Origin of the sequence: Phormidium tenue FACHB-1050 (genome assembly GCF_014696925.1) — a bacterium.
Classification (GTDB): Bacteria; Cyanobacteriota; Cyanobacteriia; order Pseudanabaenales; family Pseudanabaenaceae; genus Pseudanabaena.
In genome coordinates, this window is sequence record NZ_JACJQY010000002.1 from 39,361 (window position 1) to 61,632 (window position 22,272).

At 41.8% G+C, this 22,272-nt stretch carries 21 protein-coding genes and 1 pseudogene; 5 read left to right on the forward strand and 17 right to left on the reverse strand.

Annotated features, from left to right (window positions below; translation table 11 throughout):
* Positions 1-73: 73 nt before the first annotated feature.
* Positions 74-1,240, reverse strand: a complete 1,167-nt coding sequence (locus H6G05_RS01635) for a single-stranded-DNA-specific exonuclease RecJ (protein WP_242025185.1) — start codon at positions 1,238-1,240, stop codon at positions 74-76.
* Positions 1,241-1,299: 59 nt separating this feature from the next.
* On the opposite strand from H6G05_RS01635, the gene H6G05_RS01640 reads away from it, so the two are divergent.
* Entirely contained in the window at positions 1,300-2,412 is a 1,113-nt protein-coding gene (locus tag H6G05_RS01640; RefSeq protein WP_190575744.1) for a histidine kinase, read from the forward strand.
* 27 nt (positions 2,413-2,439) lie between these two features.
* Here the strand turns inward: H6G05_RS01640 and H6G05_RS01645 are convergent, their stop codons facing one another.
* The 3 genes from H6G05_RS01645 to H6G05_RS01655 are packed head-to-tail and all read right to left on the reverse strand — an operon-like array spanning position 2,440 to position 4,153.
* On the reverse strand, positions 2,440-3,078 hold the full coding sequence (locus H6G05_RS01645) for a hypothetical protein (RefSeq protein ID WP_190575746.1): 639 nt from the start codon (positions 3,076-3,078) through the stop codon (positions 2,440-2,442).
* A 42-nt stretch (positions 3,079-3,120) separates the two neighbouring features.
* The gene (locus H6G05_RS01650; RefSeq protein WP_277874734.1) at positions 3,121-3,846 is read right to left on the reverse strand and encodes an NnrU family protein; all 726 of its coding nucleotides are present in this window, start codon (positions 3,844-3,846) and stop codon (positions 3,121-3,123) included.
* Between the two features lie 52 nt (positions 3,847-3,898).
* Positions 3,899-4,153, reverse strand: a complete 255-nt coding sequence (locus H6G05_RS01655) for a SemiSWEET transporter (protein WP_190575747.1) — start codon at positions 4,151-4,153, stop codon at positions 3,899-3,901.
* Positions 4,154-4,223: 70 nt separating this feature from the next.
* Here H6G05_RS01655 and coaE point away from each other — a divergent pair, with 70 nt between their 5' ends.
* A complete protein-coding gene (coaE, locus tag H6G05_RS01660) occupies positions 4,224-4,832 on the forward strand; it encodes a dephospho-CoA kinase (protein WP_190575748.1) in 609 nt (202 codons plus the stop codon).
* On the opposite strand, the gene H6G05_RS01665 is transcribed toward coaE, so the two are convergent.
* From H6G05_RS01665 to H6G05_RS01695, 7 genes and pseudogenes are all read right to left on the reverse strand, one after another.
* Entirely contained in the window at positions 4,806-5,462 is a 657-nt protein-coding gene (locus tag H6G05_RS01665; RefSeq protein WP_190575750.1) for a Uma2 family endonuclease, read from the reverse strand. The two genes, coaE and H6G05_RS01665, sit on opposite strands and share 27 nt — an antisense overlap.
* 194 nt (positions 5,463-5,656) lie before the next feature.
* Positions 5,657-5,872 (reverse strand): annotated as a pseudogene (gene secG / locus H6G05_RS25770) (preprotein translocase subunit SecG); the annotation flags it as partial.
* 100 nt (positions 5,873-5,972) lie between these two features.
* Positions 5,973-6,599, reverse strand: a complete 627-nt coding sequence (gene ntcA / locus H6G05_RS01675) for a global nitrogen regulator NtcA (protein ID WP_052017741.1) — start codon at positions 6,597-6,599, stop codon at positions 5,973-5,975.
* A 556-nt stretch (positions 6,600-7,155) separates the two neighbouring features.
* A complete protein-coding gene (locus tag H6G05_RS01680; RefSeq protein WP_094529663.1) occupies positions 7,156-8,154 on the reverse strand; it encodes a ribose-phosphate pyrophosphokinase in 999 nt (332 codons plus the stop codon).
* Positions 8,155-8,307: 153 nt separating this feature from the next.
* Positions 8,308-9,459 carry a cell division protein FtsZ gene (gene ftsZ, locus H6G05_RS01685; RefSeq protein ID WP_322096316.1) on the reverse strand — a complete coding sequence of 384 codons (1,152 nt, stop codon included), beginning with the start codon at positions 9,457-9,459 and terminating at the stop codon, positions 8,308-8,310.
* Between the two features lie 271 nt (positions 9,460-9,730).
* A complete protein-coding gene (locus H6G05_RS01690; RefSeq protein ID WP_190575756.1) occupies positions 9,731-10,543 on the reverse strand; it encodes a cell division protein FtsQ/DivIB in 813 nt (270 codons plus the stop codon).
* Between the two features lie 24 nt (positions 10,544-10,567).
* A complete protein-coding gene (locus H6G05_RS01695) occupies positions 10,568-10,813 on the reverse strand; it encodes a hypothetical protein (protein ID WP_094529658.1) in 246 nt (81 codons plus the stop codon).
* A 278-nt stretch (positions 10,814-11,091) separates the two neighbouring features.
* On the opposite strand from H6G05_RS01695, the gene htpG reads away from it, so the two are divergent.
* Positions 11,092-12,987 carry a molecular chaperone HtpG gene (htpG, locus tag H6G05_RS01700; RefSeq protein ID WP_190575758.1) on the forward strand — a complete coding sequence of 632 codons (1,896 nt, stop codon included), beginning with the start codon at positions 11,092-11,094 and terminating at the stop codon, positions 12,985-12,987.
* A 235-nt stretch (positions 12,988-13,222) separates the two neighbouring features.
* Here htpG and truB read toward each other — a convergent pair whose 3' ends face one another.
* Positions 13,223-14,128, reverse strand: coding sequence for a tRNA pseudouridine(55) synthase TruB (gene truB / locus H6G05_RS01705; protein WP_190575760.1), 906 nt, complete (start codon positions 14,126-14,128; stop codon positions 13,223-13,225).
* 693 nt (positions 14,129-14,821) lie between these two features.
* Here truB and H6G05_RS01710 point away from each other — a divergent pair.
* Positions 14,822-15,595, forward strand: a complete 774-nt coding sequence (locus H6G05_RS01710; protein ID WP_190575761.1) for a metallophosphoesterase family protein — start codon at positions 14,822-14,824, stop codon at positions 15,593-15,595.
* Positions 15,596-15,628: 33 nt separating this feature from the next.
* Here H6G05_RS01710 and aguB read toward each other — a convergent pair whose 3' ends face one another.
* On the reverse strand, positions 15,629-16,483 hold the full coding sequence (gene aguB / locus H6G05_RS01715; RefSeq protein WP_190575763.1) for an N-carbamoylputrescine amidase: 855 nt from the start codon (positions 16,481-16,483) through the stop codon (positions 15,629-15,631).
* A gap of 153 nt (positions 16,484-16,636) precedes the next feature.
* Here aguB and yidD point away from each other — a divergent pair, with 153 nt between their 5' ends.
* A complete protein-coding gene (gene yidD, locus H6G05_RS01720; RefSeq protein ID WP_190575765.1) occupies positions 16,637-16,885 on the forward strand; it encodes a membrane protein insertion efficiency factor YidD in 249 nt (82 codons plus the stop codon).
* Here yidD and H6G05_RS01725 read toward each other — a convergent pair.
* From H6G05_RS01725 to H6G05_RS01740, 4 genes are all read right to left on the reverse strand, one after another.
* The gene (locus H6G05_RS01725) at positions 16,874-17,977 is read right to left on the reverse strand and encodes a late competence development ComFB family protein (protein WP_190575767.1); all 1,104 of its coding nucleotides are present in this window, start codon (positions 17,975-17,977) and stop codon (positions 16,874-16,876) included. The two genes, yidD and H6G05_RS01725, sit on opposite strands and share 12 nt — an antisense overlap.
* An 844-nt stretch (positions 17,978-18,821) precedes the next feature.
* On the reverse strand, positions 18,822-19,550 hold the full coding sequence (locus tag H6G05_RS01730; RefSeq protein WP_190575768.1) for a winged helix-turn-helix domain-containing protein: 729 nt from the start codon (positions 19,548-19,550) through the stop codon (positions 18,822-18,824).
* A gap of 115 nt (positions 19,551-19,665) precedes the next feature.
* The gene (locus tag H6G05_RS01735; RefSeq protein WP_190575770.1) at positions 19,666-21,168 is read right to left on the reverse strand and encodes a hydroxysqualene dehydroxylase; all 1,503 of its coding nucleotides are present in this window, start codon (positions 21,166-21,168) and stop codon (positions 19,666-19,668) included.
* Positions 21,169-21,363: 195 nt separating this feature from the next.
* Positions 21,364-22,062, reverse strand: coding sequence for a PHP domain-containing protein (locus H6G05_RS01740; RefSeq protein WP_190575772.1), 699 nt, complete (start codon positions 22,060-22,062; stop codon positions 21,364-21,366).
* Positions 22,063-22,272 lie beyond the last annotated feature (210 nt).

The following is a 22,272-nucleotide window of genomic DNA, read 5'->3' on the forward strand; positions in this document are numbered from 1 at the left end:
TTCACAAAAGTGTGACTACAATGTTTGTGAATTGAAAACTAAACCTAGTAAGGGGTTTCAGATAAAGAAATGTCTACGACATCTCTCTATTTCCCTTGGAAGAAGGATAGAGAGTATCCTGCACCTCCCGATCAACTATTACTAAAACTCGCTCTTGGGTAATATCAAAACCCTCTGATTTGAGCTTTGACATATAGGCGATCGCTTCTTGTTCGATCTCTTTACAAAGATCTTGACGCTTGCGATTAGTTGCCTCGCATTCTTGTGCTAAAGCGATCGCTTCACCCATTTCCTCGCAGGTTAATAGATCGATAATTACTTGGGGATTGCCAATCCGCCCGATCGCATTAATGCGAGGACCCAGACCAAATCCGATCGCTTCAGGTTTTAGCCCAGTTTGTTTATCTTTAGCAATTCCTGTTTCGTTAATCAGCGCAATAATGCCAATTACTTTAGATTGAGATAACAAGCGCAAACCCTTTTTCACCAATCGACGATTGATACCAGTTAACGAGGCAAGATCAGCAATCGTGCCAAGGGTAAAAAGTTCTAATAAAGGATTTTCTAATTCGGCACGTTTGCCGAAGCGATCGCTTAATTCCAATGCTAAGACATAGGCAACACCGACACCCGCGATCGCTGCGTAGGGTGAATTGGGATCGACACGATATTTAGGATTGAGGATTGCGGTTGCTGGTGGAATTTTGGTGGGGTCTTCGGGGACTTCGTGATGATCGGTGACAATTACAGAAATATTTAAGGATTCGGCAAGAGCGATCGCATCATAGGCCGCAATGCCATTGTCTACTGTGATGATTAATTTCACATCGCGATCGCGACAATCCTGCACAATCCGCGCATTAATTCCATAGCCCTCCGTCATCCGACTCGGAATTTCATATTCCACATTGCCGCCTAGTAATCGCAAGGTACGAATTAATAGAGCCGTGCTAGTCATGCCGTCAACATCATAATCACCGCAGATCGTAATGCGATCGCCATTTTTAATGGCAAGCTCAATACGGTCAATACTCGCAATTAAATCTGGAAATTCTTGTTTGGGATCAGGCAGATCTTCCAGCTCAGGATCGAGAAAAATCTTTGCAGCTTCAGGCGTATCAATACCGCGATTTAGCAAAACCTGAGCAATTATGGGCGAAAGTCCCGTAGAATTAGCGATCTCTGCTGACAAATCTGGTTGTGGAGAGAAAATCTGCCATCGCTGTTGAGGTAAAAGCATGAGAACAATAATATAATTATTAAGAATGTCTTAAAAATCCGTTGCGAGTCCTAAAACCAATGAGGACTATTCCAACATTACCTGAATCAACACTACAACTTTTACTATTTATTGACGATCGCCCTAAGGCAAAGGATTTAGTCAAGGAGGTAGAGGAATTTTTGCAACGAGAAAGTGATTGCCGTTCCGAACTGCAAATAATCAATGTTGCTAGCCAACCACAACTTGCCGAACTCTTTAAAGTCGTCATGTCCCCAGCTTTACTCAAATTATCACCTTTACCACGTCAAACGATTGCGGGGAAAAACATACTCAAGCAGCTAGATAACTCTTGGGATACTTGGAAACAACAAGTATTGGACCAAACAACCAACCATCCCCCCGAACTTGCTCAAAATATTGACTATATGAACGAAGTTGCACATCTTGCTGATGATGTGTTTCGGTTGTCGCAGGAAAAAGCTGAAATTGAGGAGCAAATTCGTTTCAAAGATCGAGTGCTGGGAATGTTAGCCCATGATTTGCGAAATCCTTTAACTGCGATCTTGCTAGCGATCGACACCATCGAAAAAAGCGGCGACAAAATCGATCCCCAAATGGTTTCTCGCTTGCTCAAACATGCTCGTAATAAAGCGCGTGATGCTGACAGCATGATCACCGACATTCTCGAAGCAGGAAGGGGAGCTAATGCCCAATTTCGTACCCAACGCCAAAAAATTCAACTCGATCAGCTTTGTCATAGTGTCGTCAGCGATTTTTATTTTCACAAATGTCTAGAGGGGAAAATGCAAAAGTTAGTTAAAGACATCCCCACTGATCTCCCACCTGTATACATCGATCAAGAAAAAATTCGTCAAGTTTTAATCAACCTTTTGGGGAATGCCACAAAATACACACCCGAAGGCGGCAAAATCGAGCTAACAGTCATGCATCGCACTGCTCAAAAAATCGAAGTTAGCATTACTGACAACGGACCGGGAATTCCTGCGGAAATGCGCGATCGCGTATTTGAGGAGAGATATCGTCTAGAGCGTGATGATGAAGCTGATGGCTATGGAATTGGTTTATCCCTATGTCGCCGCATTATTACCGCCCATTATGGTCGGATCTGGGTCGATGACGCGATCGGCAAAAAAGGCAGTTGTTTTCGATTTACGTTGCCTGTGTATTAGACTCCAAAGGAAATCTGACGCTTCGCGTCAGATTTCCTTTGGAAAATAGAGATCGCTACAAGTTGCTAATTGCACTTCACATTGATGAAAAATGTAATTTACTGCTGCCGCCAACTTATCGATTTCTTGAATGCTGTAAAAAGTGCTGTTCTTTGTGAAAATATTCTGATCTAGCTTGCCAAGTTGCCAACGATCGCCATTAGATGCAATCCCAAAAACAATTACATTCAATTCAGCATTTAAACGCTGAGCAGCAATCATCTCCGCAATACATTGTCCCCAAGCCGCCTCAAAATTATCTTGCTTTGCCTCAACTAGCATGAGGTAAGGGCGATCAAATACAACTTTTCCCAGTGGCGATCGCCTCGCTAGAATATATTCAGGAAATCCTGATAGCTTTTCATCGTAGTTAAGAGACTGGTGACTCCATAGTAAAAACTTACTACGATAGTGTTTCCAAATTTCCTTGAGAACTGGATAGATTAAATTCTCACAGATTGCAAATTCGGAATTATCAACCACTCCTTCTCTCATCATTAGCAAGAGATCTTCACGAAAGTAATCAGAAATCTCAAATGGCAAAGTTTCCACAAAATCAGCTTCAGTATAGGTAATCTGAAACTCCTTGACCACTGCACCAATTGTCTTGTAACTGCCAAAAGCCATTTTTCTTGCCTCTTACATTTTGATGTATTCGTGACCTCTCGCTTACCAATTTACATTTGCAGACGCAGTAATCACGATTGGGTGTAACCAACGAAATAACACAATTGTGATGGCAACGCCTATATAAGCGGGGCGCACGAATTCTTGTAAAACTAATTGCTGGCGACCTTGGGCGATCGCCACAAACGGCCATATCGAAGTGCGTTCCTTAACCGCTAAGAAAGCATCGCCGTAGCGTTTAAATAAACGTTGATCGCCATGCCATACCGCAAATAAATGATAAACAACTAAAGCGATCGCCGTAACCAATGTAAAAGACGTTCCTAACCAAAGCGCATGGGCAATTCCCCATAAACATTGACCAATCATTTGAGGATGGCGACAAATACGGATGATCCCCGTTTCAAATAAATGGACTTCTGGCTTTTTGATCGCGGCAACTTCAGTTAAGTTAAACGTCGCAGGATAAAGGAAGAGAAAAGAAATTGCGGAAAGAATCAAGACAAACTCACTTACGCCTGTAACTCCCTTGACATCCCACAACTGCACACCGTCATAGCGATGGTTAAAGAAATAGATTAGTAACACTACGGCAAGCGGAATGCTTACTAATGCAAAAATCACACGATATAGCCTTGCTCCAATTCGTTCTTCAGCCCACATCCGTAATTCGGCAAGCCCACTATGGGCGATCGCAAAGGTCAAAATTAAGCCCAGCATTACAAAATGGGTAAAATAGGTCGAGAAAAAGGAGCTAAAGGAGGTCATATTAAAACTATTAACTTGATTGAGATTGCGGCAACGCAACACTCTCAATAGTTTAGCCATACTTGAGCTTGAAGCGCAAAATTGCCAGATTTAAACCCAGCGTAATCGCATTAGCCATATAAATTGGCGCAGCATTAACGAGTAACCCATAAATTAACCAGAGTGTAATCCCCGCAATAAAAGTAATTAACATTGGCAAAGAAATATCTCTTGTTGATCGCGATCGCCAAACTTGGATTACTTGCGGCAAAAAAGCAAGTGTTGTTAGGGATGCAGCCGTAAATCCAAGGAGATTAGTAAAGTCCATAGGGTACACAAATAAGCTAATTTGGGGATGTTTTGCTTAACAAGGCATCCCCAAATTAGAATTAAAACACATGAAACAACGCATCATCGGCATCACAGGAGGCATTGCTACAGGAAAAACCACGGTTTCCGATTATTTACACCATACCTATGGCTTGCCAATCCTTGATGCCGATCTTTATGCTCGCCAAGCTCTAACAGGCGATCGCATAGCAAAACTCCGCGATCACTATGGCAAATTAATTTTTGATGATCAAGGTAATCTGGATCGCCGCAAGTTGGGGGCGATCGTGTTTGATAGTGATATTGAGCGTCAATGGCTCGAACAGCTAATCCATCCCTATGTCCAAGAATGTTTAATTAGCGAAGCCAATCACCTCGCACCATCAACCGTAGTTATGGTGATCCCTTTACTTTTTGAAGCAAGAATGGAGAGTTTAGTGACCGAGACTTGGGCGATTGTCTGCGATCCCCAGCAACAATTACAAAGACTAATGAACCGCAATCATTTGTCAGAATCTGAAGCACTGCAAAGAATTGCTAGTCAAATGTCTCAATCTGAAAAAATAGAACTTGCCGATATAGTAATTGTTAATTCCGATAACACTGAAGAGTTATTCTTTCAAGTTGATAATGCACTACTTAACTCACAGTCAGGAGTTTTCTTGAATATGATGTGAGGTTGCCCATGCACGTACTTGCCTAATCAAAGCATTTTCCTTTAAGGTACTTTTAAATTCTAGAAAGTTCTGGAGATCGATTGTTCTTAAGATAGGGAAAGCAATGCTGCGATCGCTTGGAGAATAGTGATCCCCAACAAGTTGATGAATCGTAATCGCTTGACCGTCATAGCGCCACACTTCAGGAACTCCTAATTTGGCATAAATGGCGAATCGATTTAGCGAACTGCTTGTAATATCGATCTCAATTGCTAAATCTGGCGGTGGATCGATTTGTAAGTCTATTTTTTCCTTACCCCAAACCTGCCCCTCGTTTTGGATGTAATAGCATTGATCAGGTTCTAATCCTCGCGCTAAATCTTGGCGATCGCAGGTCATAGAACCTAAACTACGAATTTCCATCTCCAATGCCTCTGTTAAAGCCTCGACAATCCGACCTAAGAGCTTTTTATAATTTTCGTGTAGGTCAGAGGGCATCCGAATTTCTAAAAGTCCATTGTCATAGGTAAGTCGTTTACTGGGCTGTGCTTCTAAATCATCTGCGATCGCCCGATATGTTTCCCAACGTATTGATGGGAGTAATATCTGATTGCTAGTGCGATCGCTAAATTTAGTAACAGTAACCGTCATTTTATTAATGCGTAGTCTAATCTAACTAAATAGGCATATGTGACACTTAGTGTCGCATATGCCAATACCTATTGCTGAGGTTGTTCAGGAGTTGTCGCAGGTAAATTTAAGGGAATTGGTTGCGAATTAGGTACAGCATTAGTTGCAGGTGCTACTTGGGCTGGTGGTGGAGCCGTCACAGAGGGCGTTGTAAACCAACCACCACTAAGAACTACAGTTAATCCCAAAAAAGCAGCCGTTAAAAACCAAGTCACCCGATTTAGGGCTGTTTCTGCACTCTTGGTACTGGAGAATAGCTGAGCTTGACCACTAAAGCCACCTAAACCATCACTTTTAGGACTATGTAACAAAATTAAGACCACTAAGCAAATGGCAACAATAGACCAAACTATTTTTAAAGTTTCGTACATTTCAGATATTTTTCTTTATATGTTTTTTCTATAAACAGCTTAACGCATCAACAATTAGATTAGAAAGTAGATGTGTTGCAAATCAACACATCTGCTTTCTTTAAGCAAATTGTTGACCTAACTCAATCGGGTTATGGACTGTAATTCGTTTTTTGGAGATGGCGATCATTTTTTGCTTTCGTAAATCGCCAAGCAATCGTGTCACTGTCACTCGCGTAGAGCCGATCGCTTCAGCGATCGCCTGATGGGATAACTTCAAATCAATCGTCACCCCATCCGTTGAAGGCGTACCAAAATCACGACAGAGAATCAACAAAAAGCTGACTAGCCTTGATCCCATGTCTCGATGGGCTAGAGTCTCAATCATCATCTCCGTCTGTAAAATCCGCGATGACAATCCACGCAATAAGACCATTGGTAATTCGGGATCTTCTTTGAGAGCCTTCTCTACTTGATCGATAGGGACAGAGAGCAACTCCACAGGCGTAAATGCTACTGCATGATAAAAGCGATCGGAGCGATTGCCCGTAATCAACGACAAAACACCAAAAACACTATTTTCTCGTAATAGGGCAACTGTAATTTCTTCACCTGCTTCATAAACTCTAGAAAGTTTTACTGCGCCTTTAACTAGAAAGTAAAAACGTTCCGCAGGATCACCAGGGAAAAAAATTGTCTTACCGCGTTCAAACGTTTCCGTCATGGGTGGAAACATTCCCCCATTCATTTCGCGAAAGACTTCAACAAGAGCACGGTCTGCCAATCTTATATATCCTCTTTAACCAAAAATAAAACAATATATAAAGCATCATTTAGTGCTTATAGCTTTTATCAGTCTAGTGAAGTAAGGGTTTGTATCCTCGCCAAAGGTGGGGAAACAAACCTTTGTACCTCGCTTGCTTGAAAAGCGCCATATCAGCCTAAAGATATAGACAAACTCTCAAAAATTTAGATCACCAGTTCTCAAGAAAGTATGCCAGCACACAATCAATTTGAGAGACATATGTTAGCTTTCACGTAATGTACAAAATAAAAATATAAAAGCTTTACAGATGTACATTGCCTTCAAAGTTGTGACCTTAGAAGGCAATGAAAACTCTTTTAATACGTCAGAGCACATCACAATTTAGAAAGTTTGCCTAGAAATAGAGACGAGTATTCTCACTTAAACTTACTACATAATTGCAATTTGTATCATAGTGTACATTTTGTTGAATTAAGTATAAATGCGAAAATAATCACGAAGTGAAAACTGACTTGTTTAAGACTTGCAAGTATGCTCCCTACCGAAACATGCTGCTTACAGAAGTATCTTCGTGAACTCGCCAGATTGTCTCTCCTAGGAGGTCAGCAACCGATAGCACCCGTAACTGAGGAAAATAGTTTTCTTGCCTCACAGGAGTCGAGTTAGTCACAATTACTTCTTCAAATACGCCACTAGATAAGCGATCAATTGCTGGAGGCGAAAAAATAGCATGGGTTGCACAAGCATAAACCTGTCGCGCCCCCTCTTTTCTCAAGAGTTTTGCTGCTTCATAAATTGTGCCAGCTGTATCAATCATGTCATCAACAAGGACAGCAGTTTTACCAGACACATCTCCGATGACATTCATCACTTCAGCCACATTATGGCTTTGACGGCGCTTATCAATTATGGCTAGAGGAGCATCATCAAGTTTCTTGGCAAAAGCCCGAGCCCGAGCTACTCCCCCTACATCTGGTGAAACCACCACCAAGTCAGGTAACTTCTTCTCATTGAGATAGTCAAATAAGACTGGAGAGCCATAGACATGATCGCAAGGAATATCAAAATACCCTTGAATCTGAGCTGAGTGTAAGTCCATCGCAATCACGCGATCGGCTCCAGACTGCACGATTAAGTTAGCAACTAATTTTGCAGTAATGGACTCTCGTCCTGCGGTTTTGCGATCGGCTCGTGCATAGCCGTAATAAGGCATAACTGCGGTGATCTGTCTTGCCGATGCACGACGACAGGCATCGATCATAATTAATAATTCAGTCAAATGGTCATTAACAGGGCGACAAGTAGGTTGAATCAGATAAACATCACAACCCCGAATCGATTCCTGTACTTGCACATAGACTTCCCCGTCAGCGAAATTTTTTCGCACCATAGGCCCTAGTTCTATACCTAAATAACGGGAAATCTCTTGGGCAAGTGGCAAATTTGCTGAGCCAGCAAACAGCCTAAGTCGATCTTCACCGCTATTTAAAGAAGGTAGTCGGTGAAGTCCATGCCTAGTAGTCGTTAAGTGTGTCACTGCAATTTATCAGGAGGTAAGATAGCCATCATCATTCTATTGTCAGGCTTAATCCGCTATTCGTACTATCTGTTTATGATTAAATTAGATATTTTTTCAGTCAAAACAAAATAAAAGCCACAGATTGGAAGCATAGCCTCTAATCTGTGGCTTTTATTTTGGTGGACGGCGGCGCTGTAAAAAATCTGGAATATCTAGTCCTGGCTTACTAAGCTTGATCTCAGACTGAGACGTAGTGGGCATAGCAGAGGTTGAGGCTCTAGTTGTCGGGCTAGGGGGTAGAGGCTGAACTTTTTTAGAAATTTGGGGTGGGATCGCTGGATGCGTTTTAGGAGCAAATCCTGTAGCAATCACTGTAATCCGAATCTCTCCATCTAACTTGGGATCAATTACTGCCCCAAAAATAATATTGGCATTTTGATCCACTACCTCATAGATAGTCTCGGCAGCAGCATTTACCTCATGTAGAGTCATGTCTTCACCACCTGTAATGTTAAAGACAACCCCACTTGCTCCTTCAACAGAGGTTTCTAGTAAAGGTGAGGAAATCGCGGTCATCGCTGCTTCTCTGGCTCGGGATTTGCCTGAACCGATGCCAATACCCATCATGGCTGAGCCTGCATCTGCCATAACGGCGCGAATATCGGCAAAGTCAACATTGACTAAACCAGGGATCATGATGATGTCCGATATGCCCTGTACCCCCTGACGCAGGATGTCATCAGCGACTCTAAAAGCTTCTTGGACTGGGGTTTGCTCAGAAATTACGGAGAGTAGCTTATCGTTGGGGATCACAATCAGAGTGTCAACGCGACTCTGTAAACCAGCTATACCCTCTTCAGCTTGTTGTCCCCGTCGTCGTCCTTCAAAGGTAAACGGACGTGTAACTATACCAACTGTTAATGCGCCTGCTTCTTTGGCGACCTCAGCGATGATTGGTGCGGCTCCAGTGCCAGTGCCACCCCCCATACCTGCGGTGATAAATACTAAGTCGGCTCCTTCAACGGCCGCAGCGATATCATCACGCGACTCTTCGGCGGCTTTCTGTCCGATCGCAGGATTACCGCCCGCACCTAAACCTCTGGTCAGTTTTTGACCCATCTGAAAGCGTTTAGAAGCAGATGATTGAAGTAGTGCTTGAGCATCGGTATTAAACGACCAGAACTCCACACCCACTACATCACTCGCAATCATGCGATTTACAGCGTTGCCGCCGCCACCACCAACACCAATTACCTTAATTTTTGCAACACTGCCCAACATGATATTATCCGCTTTTGTATCAACGCCTAACTGCTGCTTCATACGATTGTGAGAGTGACTTAGGTGTAGTCTAGAGTTATTTGAAAACCCAGAAAGTTCATCCATTTGCAAGTCTACTTCTCCGTTTTCCGAACCATTTGAGTCCAAATCTGACCAGTCATTTTGAGATGTCATTTATCAAGGGATGTCATAAATAGAATCGTTTTACTGATGCTCTCTAGATTTTGCTAAGCTTAAACCTCATTCGAGTCAGTAGTTCGAGTAACAGTTTAAACCTACCAGAAAAAAATAATAATAGCCTTAAAACGACAATTTAGGATTTTGTTTCTGAAGATTTATCTTTTGTTGGCATGTTCATTTCTAAAATTGGATTGCTAGGTTGGCTGATATCGATGTGTCTAAAACTTTTGGATTTCAGCTTTTCGGGCAAAGTCCTGAGCCGATCAAGTGTCTCTAACTGTGTAGTAAAGACTGTTGGATTGTATGTGCCAAAATATACCAGCCCTAGCTCTGTAGTCAAAATTAGATTTGATTCATCGCGGGCATCAACTTGGGAAATTTTGATCTGACTCTGACTAATTTGGCGATACAGCGTTGACCATTGACTAATTGATCGATTATTTGGTTCTAAGATCACGAGGTTAGGTTTAGTAATATTTGACGGATAAGCCTTCGTAGGAACCCATATACCTTCGGCATCTAGGAAACCTTGCTGACCCTTGCGTGTAGAGTTCGCGATCGGCAAGCGCTCTTGGACTTGGATAGTTAACTTGGACGGAAAAATAGTGCGAGAAACCAAAACTTTAGAAACTGGGGCATTGGCTTCTAATTGGGTAGCGATCGCTTGGGGTTGAATTTGAAAAATCAACTGGGGATATTGAATCGCCAAAGATCTCTTGATGGTTTCTTTAGAGAGCAGATTATTGCCCTCTATTTCAATTTGATTGGCACTGCGTAATTGCCACTCTGGGAGCATGGCAATCCAAAGCATCGCGCCCGTAAGCCCCGTGATAAATGTTAACTGCCAAATACGTTGAAAGATGCGAAGGCGGCGTTGTTTTCGCAGTTGTTTGCGGCGGGCCACATAGTCTGCCTCTCCAGCGGAGATAGGGAATTCAACCGTCATCTTTGCTCCTACCTGTTCATAATGCTAGGAGTCAGATGATGGGCTACTAGCAAATTGTCGTTCCAGCATAGCAATGATTTCTTCGCGTCGGTTGGAAATAGCTAAAGGATCGTTGGATGTGGGGCGCAAAAACATTACTTGCTCTGTACGCTTGTAATTTGATGGTTGTTTTTTGTCTATTAAAGACTGGATAGCCTTAACAAAAAATATACCTGCACTTATTACTAAAAGTACAGACACTGAGATGTAGATAACTGCTGCGATCGCCATATCTGTAAATGTTTTGATTCAAAAGTGCTGATATCACAATAGAGGAGCAAATCAGGTTTTTCAACTAGAGTTACAAAAATGTATAGATTTGCTTTGCAAACCTTCATAAACCCATGTAAAAAGTAACCCCTTTGCGTCGATTTTTTACAGCAAAGGTACGGAGAACGCGACAACCCTATGAGATTTGTTGTTGCTATTGGTTCTGTATAATCAGGCTTGATTAACAATTCAGCAACATTTAGCAACACATTTAGTAATAATTAGGAGCTTTGCGCGATATGCAAGAGCAGGGAACGATCAGCATTCATACCGAGAATATCTTTCCCATTATCAAGAAGGCTTTATATTCAGAGCGAGATATCTTCTTGCGGGAATTGATCTCTAATGCCGTAGATGCCATTAGCAAACTCAAGATGGTTTCTTACGCTGGCGAGACTAATCACTCCGCCGATCCCGAAATTGTGGTCACAATTGATAAAGAAAAAAAGACGCTAGCGATCGCCGATACGGGCATCGGCATGACTGCGGATGAAGTAAAAAAATATATTAATCAAGTTGCCTTTTCTAGCGCCCAAGAATTTGCCACTAAGTACGCTAGTAGTGGTACAGGTGATCAACAAATTATTGGTAACTTTGGTTTAGGTTTTTATTCGTCATTTATGGTGGCGAGTAATGTTGAAATTGATACGAAATCCTATAAAGAGGGTGCTGAAGCAGTCCATTGGTCCTGTGATGGCTCGACCACATTTACACTTGATGACAGCGATCGCTCAGGTGTAGGTACAACGATCACCTTGACCTTGCAAGAAGATGCTGAGGAATATCTAGAAGAAGCATCGATCAAGCGGATGATTCGCAACTATTGCGACTTTATGCCCGTGCCGATCAAGCTAAATGATGAAGTCATCAACAAGCAAACCGCACTTTGGGACAAGTCTCCAAAATCAGTTACTAATGAAGAATATTTAGAGTTCTACCGTTATCTCTATCCTTACCAAGATGATCCACTGTTTTGGATTCATCTAAATACAGATTATCCATTTGTGATTAAGGGAATTCTGTATTTCCCCAAAATGAAGGCGGATATTGATCCCAATCGTGGACAAATCAAATTGTTCTGTAATCACGTTTTTGTGAGCGACAATTGCGACGATGTGATTCCTAAGTTCTTGATGCCTTTACGTGGGGCGATCGATAGTACTGACATTCCTCTGAACGTATCACGCAGCTTTTTACAAGGTGATCCTAAGGTTCGCAAGATCCAAGACTTTATTGCGAAGAAAGTGGGCGATCGCCTAACGGCTCTTTACAGCGACTCCCGTGAAGAATTTCTAAAGTGTTGGCAAGATATCAGCATCTTTATGAAGTTTGGCTCGATGAATAGCGATAAGTTCTATCAGCAAGTGAAGGAAATCCTAGTGTATGCCACCACTAGCGAATCTGAGGAAGTCAAGAGCGAAAGCGGTAACTACACAACCTTGCAAGCTTATCTAGAGCGTAACAAGGCAGAACACGAAAACCAAGTGTTCTACACTTCTGATCCGATCGCCCAAGGTACTTATGTGGAATTGCATAAAAATCAAGGGCTAGAAGTACTGACTTTTGATGCATTTATTGATAGCCACTTCATTAATTTCCTTGAGCGCGAATTTAAAGATATTAAATTTGCCCGTGTTGATGCTGAAATTGACGATCGCCTAGTTGACAAGGAATCAAAAACCGAAATTGTCGATCCGAAGACCAATAAAACTAAGAGCGATCATCTCCAAGATATCTTCCGTGATGCATTGAATAAACCTAAATTGGTAATTCGCACTGAAGCTATCAAAGCGGAAGATGTGGCTTCTGCCCCACCTGCAATCATTCTGCTGCCAGAATCAGCACGTCGGATGCAGGAGATGATGGCGTTGATGCAACAAGGTACGGTGAGCTTCCCTGAAGATCATGTGTTGCTGGTAAATACGGCTCATCCGCTTATGCAGAAGTTGATTGAGCTTGATAGCAGTCAAGTTTTAGTTGATGGTAAGTCAGAATCTGCGGATCTCGCTAACTTGATTTGTACACATGTCTACGATTTGGCTCTGATGGCTCAGAAGAGCTTTGATGCTGACAGCATGAAGGGCTTCTTACAGCGCTCTAATCAGTTGCTTACTAAGTTGACTAGCAAAATCTAATCTAAAAAAGAAAAGACGCAAAGCGTCCTTTCAAATATAAAAAGGAGATAGTGGCGCTTAGCGCTGCCATCTCCTTTTTATGGTTTGAGTTGTCTTGATACAAGTTGTGGCTATATAGCGCTTTTCAAGCAAGCGAGGTGCAAAGGTTTGTTTCCCCGCCTTCGGCGGGGAAACAAATCCAGCAAGGGTTTTCAAAGCACAAAATGGCAAAGCCATTTTGTGCTTTGGCATAAATCTAATTTATGGGATGTAAAACAACTATTGGTTGCATCGCAGCTTCGACAACTTCGCTAACACCTAGAAAATTCTGATTTGGGTCGCACATTCGTAAATAAATATTTTCTGCGCCTAAGTTAGAAAAATTATCGGGAATCGTGATCGCCTGTCCCATACACCAAAGTTTTGTTTTATTCTCGTCAAGAGTCACCATTGGTAAAAAATGCAAGCCATGATCAGGTGCAAGTACTTCGAGACTATGCGATCGCAAAAGCTCCTCAACCTGATCAAACGTCAAACTAGAATCTAAGTCAAAACCATTGCTATAAGTGCGAACTAGCCCCGATAAAGTCGCCCCACAACCCAGCTTTTCTCCTAAGTCCCGCGCGATCGAGCGAATATATGTACCTGACCCACAGGCGATCGCTACATCTAATTCTGGATATTCCCCTTCAGCCCAATTTAAGATCCGAATTTCGGTGATTTCTACCTCACGCATTGGTACGTCATCTAATGTGATCTCCCCTCGACGCGCCAAATCGTAAAGACGTTTACCATTAACTTGAATTGCACTAAAAGCGGGTGGACGCTGAGTAATTTTGCCTTGAAATGAAGGTAAGAATTTTTGAATTTCGGTAAGCGTTAAAGTTGGACAGGGGCGATCGCTAATTACTTCACCTGTAATGTCATCGGTATTGGTAACCAACCCAAAGCGAATTTTGGCAACATAGGCTTTGCCCTCTGGTAAAAATCTTAAAAGTCGTGTGGCATTACCAACGGCGATCGGTAAAACTCCTGTTGCCATTGGATCAAGAGTACCACCATGACCAATTTTCTTTTGTTTGAGTAACTTGCGTAACCGACTCACGCAATCATGAGCCGTAATAGATGCTGGCTTATTGATACTAATAAATCCATTGAACATAAAAATAAAAAAACTGTGCCGCTTGTTAATTAAACCCTACAAATTAGAAATAAGTAGCATGTCGCTCACAAGACCTACTTATTCCAGCAGACGAATGGCGGCGCTTCGCGCCGCCATTCGTCTTCTAATTTTTAATTCACAAAATAGCTACTCCCCTTCTATAGCAAAGCTTAAATTGCTATATAGCAATCCTAAATGGTTTGTGGAAGCGCACCCCTTCGGGGTGCGCTTCCACAAACCCCAAAAATCTACAAATGATTTAGGACTGCTATAGGCTAAAAATAAACATTAAAACTCAAGTATTAGCAGTGTGGCGCGAAGCGCCGCACTGCTAATACTTGGGGAAGGGAGTAGAACAAATCAAAACCCAAAAGAGGCGGCGCATTGCGCCGCCTCTTTTGGGTTTTATGTATTAAGCAAAACTGACATTGATATAGTAATTACCTCACAAAGCTTTATATGTCATAGATTGTGATAAATTACGAAATTCCCGATTATGACAAGAGACAAAATGAAGCGAAAGCAAGGAAAATCTGTCCTAAAATATAGACAGTAGATGTGAAGATAAAGTTTCTTCTAAGTTGTATCTGTCTTGAAAAAAATGCTAGACCGCTACATCTCATGCATACCAGTCGCTAGACTTCAATACTATGTGTTTTTAGCTTCACCATTTGTGATATGGGGTGAGATAAGTTGACTCGATTTGTATTCGGCGATATTCATGGTCAATTTGATGGCTTAATGAAGTTAATTGACTTTATTAAGTGCAGTCATACTGACAAATTGTTTTTTTTGGGCGACTTAATCGATCGCGGCGAGCGCAGCGCCGATGTTGTCAACTGGGTAATGAGCAATAATCACATTTGCCTCAAGGGAAATCATGAGCAAATGTGTCTTGATGCTTTTGGCAGTAGCGAAGAATCTTTGATTTGGAAGGGATGGATACTGAATGGTGGTTCTAAAACCCTAGAAAGTTATGGAGCTGCTAATCTGCCAGAAGCACATTTGGCATGGATGCAGCAATTGCCACTTTATATGGATTTAGGTGACGTATGGCTAGTTCATGCTGGCTTAAATCCAAGTTTACCGCTTGAATTACAGGGTGCGGCTGAGTTTTGTTGGATTCGTGAAGAATTTCATAGTGCGACAGAACCTTTCTTTGAAGACAAAATTATTATCACTGGACATACGATTACCTTTGTTTTTCCAGGAGTGAAACCAGGGAATTTAGTGCTAGGTAAGGGATGGCTAGATATTGATACTGGTGGTTATCACCCTAAAAGTGGATGGTTATCGGCTCTGGATATCGATACTGCCACGGTCTATCAATGTAATACCTTTACCCATGAGTTGAGGGTCAATTCACTATCAGATATTACGACTGTGATTGAGCCAATGCCGACGCGATCACAAAGACTGGAAATTGGTAAGACCAACGCTCAAAAGCGACGTTGGTCTTGGGTTTAAAAATAGAGATGTCGCAAAGCGACATCTCTATTTTTAGGGGGACAATAAAACCTGATATAAATCTGGGCGGCGATCACGGAAAAATCCAAAGGATGCGCGATTAAGTCGGACTTGATCAAGATCAAAACTAGCTAAGATCACACCTTCTTCAGTGTCGTTTAACTCGGCAACCTTATCGCCGCGATGGTTAGCAATAAAGGAATGACCATAAAAAGTTTGATTTCCCTCTAGCCCAATCCGATTTGCCGCAGCTACAGGAATTACATTGCTGACGGCATGACCGATCATCGCTCTCTGCCAAGGATCTTTCGTATTTAGATTTGGCTCCTCTGGCTCGGAACCGATCGCCGTGGGGTATAACAAAATTTCGGCTCCCATCAATACCATTGCTCTGGCACATTCGGGAAACCACTGATCCCAACAAATGCCCACGCCAATTTTTCCAAAAGCAGTGTCCCAAACTTTAAAGCCTGTATCGCCACCACGAAAATAAAACTTTTCTTCGTAACCAGGTCCATCGGGAATATGACTTTTGCGATAGACTCCCAGCAATGAGCCATCAGCATCAACCATAGTGAGACTGTTGTAATAGACCTGTCCTGACTTCTCAAAAAACGAGACAGGTATGACTACATTTAGTTCTTGAGCTAGCTTTTGAAAATGGGCGATCGTTGGATGGTTTTCTACAGGTTGCGCCCAATCAAAAAAATAATCGCGCTCTTCCCGACAAAAGTATGACCCTTCAAATAATTCTGGTGGCAAAATTACCTGTGCGCCTTGATAGGCTGCTTTGCTAACTAAGTCGGATATTTTAGTGACGTTAGTAGCGATATCAGCATTGAGAGATGCTTGAATAACAGCGATCGTGACAGTTTTAGAGGATGACATCAGAATATTAGGATAGAAACGTTAAAATGGAGCTACATAGCTGCTGTGCTAAACCCTAAGAAGCGTGAGGCATTGTATAGCGCCGCATCACGCTTCTTTGAAGTTGGGTGGCGACAGCTTTATCAATAGCCTAACGCAGTCACGAAAACATTCATGAAAAAACTTGTCATTTTATTGATTCAGTTTTATCGATTATTTATTTCACCATTATTTCCGCCGAGATGTCGGTTTCAACCTACTTGCTCGCAATATGCTTTGACAGCGATCGATCGCTTTGGTTTATTTAAAGGTGGTGGACTGACTATTAAAAGAGTATGCAGTTGTCATCCTTGGAATATGGGCGGATACGATCCTGTACCAGAACTACTAGTTCATCAAGATAATCCAACATCATTGCCTTGATGCAGATTGACATAACAATAAGTCTTGTACAATCGCCACAACATTATGCAAAGTAATATCATTGCGTCCTAATAAAGTCCGTAAATCTAAAATTGCTTGTTCGTATTCTTGAGTAAAGCGATAAGCAGCGATCGGTTGCAACTCTGTATGAGGAATCTTCAGGACTTTCATGATGCCAGTCCGCACATTGCCAATGAGTTCGCGAGAAAGCTCAGAAATAGCTTTTTGTCTTAAATGCTGAAATCCACGGACACTGGTAGCATACATAACTGGCAGTCGATTGAGTGCGTAGGCAGCTACCTCGCCTTTGTTAAATTGTTGATCTAGGTCGGGAGGTGTGGCTTTCCCTATTATTAGAAACACAAGATGTTCTAATACATTTATTATTCCTAATTGAGCACCTAAAGTATAGGATTCTAAAGCTCTATATTCCATTTCTAAAGCATCCTTAGCTCGTTTATCGCTAGACCATGAACCTTCGGAGGTTTTTAGATGAGAATCCCAAGCTTTTTCCAATTCTAGGCGAAAGGCTTCCTGCTGCTTTTGAACAAGCTGCTTTTGCATAAACCGTTTTGAGCTAGAAAGTACCGCTCGATGTTGGTGATTTAAATGACTAACATCTTGTAATCGAGTTTCTTCAAGCCCTTGAATTACTGTTTGATCCTCTGAATTATTAATTTGGCTAAAGTGCGAACATTGTTCAGACATTTCTCTAACAATGATGGGGACATCACGCCATCGTAAATATTTGCGCTTGAGTAGTTGATTAAGTTGATGTAATACTCCTGCGCTATTTAGGAATAAATGCTTAGGTAAAGGCGTAGAGTCATGTAATGGATCGCCAAATAAAATAGCCTTAATACCATGCGTGACTGTTTGAGAAATTTGAGGATGGAGTTCATTTAAAGCATAGTCATATTGATATTTCCAGCCAATCATTGACGTGGCAAATAAAGGTGGAAGTCGATTAAGTGTGTAGGCTACAGCTTCGGCAACTTTGACTTTTGGTTGTATCTCTGGGCGTAGTTCTTCGATTTGAATTCTAACTTCTTTAACAATTATCTCTTCTAAGACATTGATAAATATATGCATAACTTTCTACTTACTTAGAATTCATACTAAATTAGGGTCTTAGCACTTAGTAAACAACAAAGTTTTTAATTTAATTTTCTGGATTAATTAATATGATTATCGCTAAAAAAAATCAATTACCATATTAATGATATTTTTGGTATTCCCCTCAGCCATAATATGTTATATATTTCAGAAAATTTGCTGATTAGACTTCATTGTTAAGGTTTAATTTATCAAACAACTATTGATAAACTAACCGTACAAATCGCTTAACTTGTTTAGTAGAATAAGAGCTTAAAAAGTCAGGAAAGCCACAAAAAAGTAGAAAAATTATAAATATTTTGTATTTAATTAGTTAGAAAATCAAACAGCAAAAAGAGAAAGGTGGCGCAATGAACCACCTCTCTCTTTTTAGTGTAGTTATACCAATTCACAAAAGTGTTGCCACACTTCTGCGAATTAAAAAACAAACCCTGTAAGGGTTTTAAAAGCACAAAACAAAATGTCTACGCCATTTTGTGCTTAGGTATTACTTATTGAAAACGAGTGGCGGCGCATTGCGCCGTCACTTGTTTCTTAGGTTTTATAGCAACGCAAGTTTTGTTTAGGACATAAAACCCAAGAATCGAGTGGCGGCACTTCGCGCCGCCACTCGATTCTTGGGTTTTGGTTTGTACTAGCTAACTCTTTTTTTGCTATATAACCTACAGTTAGTTACCAATCAAACGAACCACAAGAAACTATTTGAAAGCGTTGCTTTCAAATAGTTTCTTGTGGTTCGTTTGAGCGCAAAACGTAGGAACAAAGACTGGCGACAGCTATAAAATAAAGGGAAGGGAGTCAAAGACTCCCTTCCCTTTATTTACCCTAAACGATAGCCAAAGCCTCTGACAGTCACAATATGCTTAGGATCACTAGGATCAACTTCGATTTTTTCACGTAACCAACGGATATGTACATCAACAGTTTTGCTATCACCCACAAAGTCCACTCCCCAGACTTTTTCTAGTAGCTGCTCTCGTGACCACACCCGACGCGGATGACTCATAAATAGATCAAGCAACCGAAATTCCTTTGGAGAAAGATTGATTTCCGTTTCGTTAATCGTAACCCGACACTCATCGGGATACATGGTGATATCTCCAAACTTATAAACCGTGGCATTAGTTGCCACAAAGTCACGACGGCTACGGCGTAACAAAGCGCGGCAACGGGCTACGAGTTCTCTCATCCCAAATGGCTTACTGAGATAATCATCAGCTCCAACCTCTAAGCCGACAATCCGATCAGATTCATTACCCCTAGCACTAATCATCAATACAGGAACATTATTGCCTTCGTGACGCAAAATGCGGCAGAAGTCTAATCCATTTATTGATGGCAACATCACATCCAAAATCACTAAATCCAGTCTTGCCGCAGTCTTCGCAACTTGCAAAGCACTGTAACCATCTTCAGCCAGTAAAACACTGTAACCTTCTTCACGCAAAGATAATGCGATCGCCTCTTGAATAATCGCTTCGTCCTCCACCACTAAGACACAACCGAGAGTATTTTTAGGAGTCGAGGGAGCTTGTTCTGTTAAGAGCATAAAAAAGTTTTATTAGGTTGGTCTAACCGTATCCAATTTTACATTGATTACAAGCTAATTATGTAGGCAGGTTTGAATTTTGTTGCACCTTAGGCACAGCAAAATTCAAACTTAATTATGGCAGTGAGAAATTAGGAATCAAGGATTTTGCCATATTTCTTAGGGTTTGATTGAGCGATCGCGCAATCTGGATATGAGGTTCATCGGATTCAATCGGCAAAATCTTAGTCATGTTGCCATGACTAAATTGTTGAATCACTAGATTTGCTGCTTCTAAACCTGTGACATAGGCTTTTTCCTGTGACCATGAGCCATGATTGGTAATTACCCAATCCCCACTCATATATAAATTTGGGAAACTGGTAATGGCTCTAAGCAAATGCTGATAACTGCCAGGGGCAAAATGGGTCACTGCACGAGGCAAGCGAATTACACTGCTATCGATAACTTTAGCTGTTTCAAATTCTGGTAAACAGGAAACAAGATATTTCTGGACGATCGCCACAATTTCTTGATTATCGAGGGGCAAGAATTGATTTGCATGATAAAAATCGACTTCGATCACGGAGCCAGTTTCGTCAGCATATTCATCTTGCAGCGCATTGAGATCAAAAAATGTCCAGCCTGTAGTCACATCAAAGCCAAAGCAGGCATTGGATGGACGGGGAATATTGATTTTGCGATCTAACCATAGCCTTACCGCCAATACATCGATCGCACCTAAGTTCATCAAGTTACGGAATTCTCTACGTTTTTGTAAAGCAGGGCTACTAGAGACAATTTTCTGCATTCCCGAAATGCCTACGGAAAAGATTACAGCATCGGCTTCAAAGCTTTCATTGCCACAAATTACCCCTGTAACTTTGCCAGAATCATCAACTTGGACATCACTGACGCGGCGATCAGTGAGGATTTTGCCACCAAGACTTTTAATGCGATCGCACCAAGGTTTAAAGATTTTTTCGCCAACTGTGCCACGACACCAAACCACGTCAAAATCTGCTTGATGCGCCAAGATGAAGTAATACAGCATTCCTAAGGCTGCTGCTGCCGAGCATTGTTCTCCTGGAGCAAATAAACCAACTAACAGCATTGGCTCAAAGGATTCGCGATAAAGCCGTTCCGATACGCCATATTGACGGAATAGTTCGCGGGCAGTGATACCGTCGTAACGCTTCCATGCATCGTCAGAGTTATCAAAATCTACAACTGCATACATTAATGGCAGTGCAGAAAGGCGATCGCTTAATGGCAATCTTTTAAACTGCGTATAAGCAAATGTGCCAAGGGGTGAAGGTAATCGTGGTAAGTCTTGAAAAATTGGGGATTCAACTTCTAAACCTGCGGGAGAGTATTGCGCTGATCGCGTCCAAGGCGTGAAGGGATCAAGCTCTAATTCTTTGACTAGGGAAAAAATATTACGGTAGGGATACCAAAATCCATGAATTCCTGCTTCGACCGATCGCCCCTTTTCGGTTTTCCATCCTGCAACCAATCCCCCAGCTTGCGATCCCGCCTCTAATAAGGTTACGTCATAGCCTTGTTTGGTGAGTTGATAGGTTGCGCCTAGTCCCGCCCAACCTGCACCAACGACGATTACTTTTGGTTTTTCGGTCATTTTTCCCTTAACGATAATTCTGATTGTTTTGCTGTCGCCTGTCTTTTTAGTATACAAACCCAAGAAGCAAGTGGCGGCGCGAAGCGCCGCTACTTGCTTCTTGGGTTTTGATTTGTCCTAGTAGTTATACTTTAGCCATAGGGGAAAAGCAGACAATGCAACAAATAAGAAGCCCTGCTTAGCAGGGCTTCTTATTTAAAGTCTTTTACTAATTTTAAACCCGTGGGAGTCAGTTCCACAGGTATGCATTAATCCGTGAGATTCAGCAAGATGACGAATTTCTTCGGTCTGGCGCGGACTTGGTTTCCAAGGATCACTATTGTCATAGCCATAATAAGTCTCTACACCATCAATGCCTAAGGCGGCGGCTGCTGGGATCAAGTCCTCAGGCGATCGCCGATATCGTGCAGGGTGAGCTAATACTGCTAAACCTCCAGCCAAATGCATTGCCTTAATTACACTAATTGCTTGATAGTCTAAACCTGCGGTAGTTTTACCCTGCAAATAGGGAAGCATCGCCTTATGTTCGGGATCAAACCCATAGCCCAGAATATGCACTTGTGTAAAAATTAGGCTGGCATTTACCTCAATACCTGACCAAAGTGTTGGCAAAGACTGGGGATCGCTAGATTGACTGATTGATCGATCAAGATATTTTTTGGCAATGTAATATCCTGCGATCGCATGGTGATCGGTAATGGCAAGATCAGAGACCCGTAAAGCGATCGCCTGCTGAATCAAATCCACTGGCTGCATTTTTCCGTCAGAATGCACCGTATGCAGATGAAAATTCAGCCTATGCGGACAGCTCATGGCATCAACGGACGCAAAAATATTTCGCAGCCTTTTAGTTGCGCTCGACTCTGATATCAACAGGGGAGTTTGAATCACCATGGCAAATCTCTACATAAGCAAATCTTTAACAATTCTTAATTTCTTGATCACAATTTTACCCAGAACAGGGCAAGCATCTTAACTTTATTGAAATAAATTCTCAAACTAAAGTAATTGGCTTGCCAATTACTTTTACCTGTGAGTGCCTCAATCATTGCTATCGAGAAAGTTCGCAAGACTCAAGCAGTAGGTAAATTCAATAAGTTTTAG

What these genes read in the sequence shown, in the direction of transcription:
- truB (WP_190575760.1), bottom strand. Translation starts at nt 14,128, where the DNA reads ATGTTCAATGGATTTATTAGTATCAATAAGCCAGCATCTATTACGGCT.
- H6G05_RS01650 (WP_277874734.1), bottom strand. Translation starts at nt 3,846, where the DNA reads ATGACCTCCTTTAGCTCCTTTTTCTCGACCTATTTTACCCATTTTGTA.
- H6G05_RS01730 (WP_190575768.1), bottom strand. Translation starts at nt 19,550, where the DNA reads ATGCTCTTAACAGAACAAGCTCCCTCGACTCCTAAAAATACTCTCGGT.
- yidD (WP_190575765.1), top strand. Translation starts at nt 16,637, where the DNA reads ATGAAAAAACTTGTCATTTTATTGATTCAGTTTTATCGATTATTTATT.
- ftsZ (WP_322096316.1), bottom strand. Translation starts at nt 9,459, where the DNA reads ATGAAGCAGCAGTTAGGCGTTGATACAAAAGCGGATAATATCATGTTG.
- H6G05_RS01665 (WP_190575750.1), bottom strand. Translation starts at nt 5,462, where the DNA reads ATGACGGTTACTGTTACTAAATTTAGCGATCGCACTAGCAATCAGATA.
- H6G05_RS01735 (WP_190575770.1), bottom strand. Translation starts at nt 21,168, where the DNA reads ATGACCGAAAAACCAAAAGTAATCGTCGTTGGTGCAGGTTGGGCGGGA.
- htpG (WP_190575758.1), top strand. Translation starts at nt 11,092, where the DNA reads ATGCAAGAGCAGGGAACGATCAGCATTCATACCGAGAATATCTTTCCC.
- H6G05_RS01695 (WP_094529658.1), bottom strand. Translation starts at nt 10,813, where the DNA reads ATGGCGATCGCAGCAGTTATCTACATCTCAGTGTCTGTACTTTTAGTA.
- H6G05_RS01645 (WP_190575746.1), bottom strand. Translation starts at nt 3,078, where the DNA reads ATGGCTTTTGGCAGTTACAAGACAATTGGTGCAGTGGTCAAGGAGTTT.
- H6G05_RS01740 (WP_190575772.1), bottom strand. Translation starts at nt 22,062, where the DNA reads ATGGTGATTCAAACTCCCCTGTTGATATCAGAGTCGAGCGCAACTAAA.
- H6G05_RS01655 (WP_190575747.1), bottom strand. Translation starts at nt 4,153, where the DNA reads ATGGACTTTACTAATCTCCTTGGATTTACGGCTGCATCCCTAACAACA.
- H6G05_RS01640 (WP_190575744.1), top strand. Translation starts at nt 1,300, where the DNA reads ATGAGGACTATTCCAACATTACCTGAATCAACACTACAACTTTTACTA.
- H6G05_RS01725 (WP_190575767.1), bottom strand. Translation starts at nt 17,977, where the DNA reads ATGCATATATTTATCAATGTCTTAGAAGAGATAATTGTTAAAGAAGTT.
- aguB (WP_190575763.1), bottom strand. Translation starts at nt 16,483, where the DNA reads ATGTCATCCTCTAAAACTGTCACGATCGCTGTTATTCAAGCATCTCTC.
- H6G05_RS01690 (WP_190575756.1), bottom strand. Translation starts at nt 10,543, where the DNA reads ATGACGGTTGAATTCCCTATCTCCGCTGGAGAGGCAGACTATGTGGCC.
- ntcA (WP_052017741.1), bottom strand. Translation starts at nt 6,599, where the DNA reads ATGAATGGGGGAATGTTTCCACCCATGACGGAAACGTTTGAACGCGGT.
- coaE (WP_190575748.1), top strand. Translation starts at nt 4,224, where the DNA reads ATGAAACAACGCATCATCGGCATCACAGGAGGCATTGCTACAGGAAAA.
- H6G05_RS01635 (WP_242025185.1), bottom strand. Translation starts at nt 1,240, where the DNA reads ATGCTTTTACCTCAACAGCGATGGCAGATTTTCTCTCCACAACCAGAT.